This is a genomic window from Duganella margarita (assembly GCF_009857535.1).
GTDB classification, from domain to species: domain Bacteria; phylum Pseudomonadota; class Gammaproteobacteria; order Burkholderiales; family Burkholderiaceae_D; genus Rugamonas; species Rugamonas margarita.
In genome coordinates, this window is record NZ_WWCS01000056.1 from 1 (window position 1) to 2,490 (window position 2,490).

At 71.5% G+C, this 2,490-nt stretch carries 2 protein-coding genes; one reads left to right on the forward strand and one right to left on the reverse strand.

Annotated elements, in window-relative coordinates:
* Window positions 1-90: 90 nt before the first annotated feature.
* Window positions 91-1,833 (reverse strand): PHA/PHB synthase family protein, encoded by a 1,743-nt coding sequence (locus GTP55_RS29080; RefSeq protein ID WP_161048247.1) that lies wholly within the window; start codon window positions 1,831-1,833, stop codon window positions 91-93.
* 143 nt (window positions 1,834-1,976) lie between these two features.
* Between GTP55_RS29080 and GTP55_RS29085 the strand changes: the two genes are divergently transcribed.
* Window positions 1,977-2,490 (forward strand): MaoC/PaaZ C-terminal domain-containing protein (locus tag GTP55_RS29085; protein WP_202423912.1); only part of this gene is annotated, 514 nt, incomplete at its 3' end.

Here is a 2,490-nt window from a genome sequence, read left to right on the forward strand (position 1 = left end):
CACGGGCCGAGCGCGGCCAGCGACGGCGCCGCGCCGTCGGTGGGAAACAGGATATGGCGGAACATGGTGACCTCCGTTGCCGTTGCGCGCTCAGGGGCGCGCCACGAACTGCCCTGGCGCCGGGCCCAGCGTGGCCGCCATGGGCGGCGGCGCGACCGGCTGGCGGTCGGAATGCTGCACCAGCCACTGCTGCCAGTGCGGCCACCAGGAGCCGTCGCTGTGGCTGGCCCGCGCCAGCCACGCCTGCGGACTCAGATCGGCGGACGGCGCGGTCCCGGGCGGCAGGCTGCGGTAGCTGCGGTTGGCGTGGCCCGGCTCCGACACGATGCCGGCGTTGTGCCCGCCCGAGGCCAGCACGAACTCCAGCGGCGCCGCGCACAGCCGGTGGATTTTGTACACCGACTGCCACGGCGACACGTGGTCGCGTTCGGTGGCCAGCACGTACAGCGGCGCGCCGATGGCGGCCAGGTCCACCGGGCGGCCGTCCACCAGGTAGCGGCCCTCGGCCAGGTCGTTGTGCAGGAACAGCCGGTGCAGGTACTCGCTGTGCATGCGGAACGGCAGCCGCGTGCTGTCGGCGTTCCACGCCATCAGGTCGTTCGGCGCGCTGCGCTGGCCCAGCAGGTACTCGCGCATCAGGCGCGACCACACCAGGTCGCGCGCGTGCAGCAGCTGGAACGAGGCCGCCATCTGGTCGCCGTCGAGGTAGCCCTGGTCCCACATCAGCGCGTCGAGGAAGGCCAGCTCGCTGTCGTCGATGAACAGGCCCAGTTCGCCCGGTTCGCTGAAGTCGGTCTGCGCCGCCAGCAGCGTGAGCGAGGCCAGCCGGGCCGGCAGCGCCCGCCCTTCGCCGCCCAGCGCGGCGGCGGCGATCGCCAGCAGGGTGCCGCCCAGGCAGTAGCCGACCGCGTGTACCGGGGCGCCGCCGCCGACTGCGTCAGCCTGCGCCAGCGCCGCCAGCAGACCGTCGCGCAGGTAGTCTTCCATGCCGAGGTCACGGTCGGCGGCGCCCGGATTGCGCCATGACATCATCAGCACGGTATGGCCCTGCCCGACCAGGTAGCGCACCAGCGAATTGTGCGGCGACAGGTCGAGGATGTAGTACTTCATGATCCACGACGGCACCACCAGCACCGGCTCGCGGTAGACGCGCGCGGTCTGCGGCGCATACTGGATCAGTTCGATCAAGGCGTTGCGGAAGATCACCTGGCCGGGCGTGACCGCCACGTCCACCCCCGGCACGTAGGGCGCGTCCACTGGTTCGGCCACCGCCGCGCCGGGCGGGGCCAGATGGCGGCACAGATCCTGCCGCCAGTTCAGCGCGCCGTCAACCAGGCTGCGGCCGCCGCTGGCGAGCGCCGCCCGCTGCACCTCCGGATTGGTCCACAGGAAGTTGGACGGTGCCCACATGTCGAGCAGCTGGCGCGCGGTAAACGCCACCACTTCGGCGTGGTGCGGCGCCACCCCGGCCACGCCGCTGGTGGCCTGCTGCCAGAACTGCTCCAGCAGCTTGAACCCGCTCACATACTGGGCAAACGGCCATTGCCGCCAGGCGAAATGGGCGAAGCGCCGGTCCTCGCCCGCGGCGGCGCCGCCGAGCGCGGTCAGCCAGAACGTGGCCAACTCGCCGCACTTGCCGGGCGACACCGCCAGATGCTGCCACCAGTCCTGAAACGCCAGCTGCATGGCAATCGGCGAAATGCCACCGGTGGCGCGCGCCACCCGGCTTTGCCAATACAGGTCGAGCGGGTGGCGCCGCGCCGCCGGGGGGGCGGTGGCCGCCGGCGGCCGGGACGGCGCCGGCGCCACCACGCGTAGCAGTGTCTGTTTCACGGTCCCTCCAGGTCAGGTGCGACAACCCATTATGCTGACCGCGACTGCATCTGGTATTTGATCCAGATCAAATACTTCGGCGATGACGCGCCCGTACACTGGGTGCCATCGCTGCCGCTCCGGCAGTTCCCTGCCCGCCCGCCATGAGCACTGATGACGACACCATCGCCAATGTCACCTACGACGAGCTGACCATCGGCCAGAGCGCGCGCCTGACGCGGCGGCTGGGCCGGGAAGACATTCTGGCGTTCGCCGCCGTGTCCGGCGACGTCAACCCGGCCCACGTCGATCCCGAGTACGCCGACCACACGCTGTTCCACGGCGTCATCGCGCACGGCATGTGGAGCGCGGCGCTGATCTCGCGCCTGCTGGGCACGGCGCTGCCGGGGCCGGGCACCATCTACCTGGCGCAGACGCTGCAGTTCCTGAAGCCGGTGCGCATCGGCGACGAACTGCGGGTGACGGCCACGGTGCGCGCGCGCGACGACGCCACCCACCACGTCGAGCTCGACTGCGAGATCAAGAACCAGAGCGGCGCCGTGGTGCTGACCGGGGTGGCGACGGTGCTGGCGCCCGGCGTCAAGGTGCGGCGCCCGCGCGCGCGCCTGCCGCAGCTGACGCTGACCCAGCCGCAGCCGCAGTTTGCCGCGCTGCTGG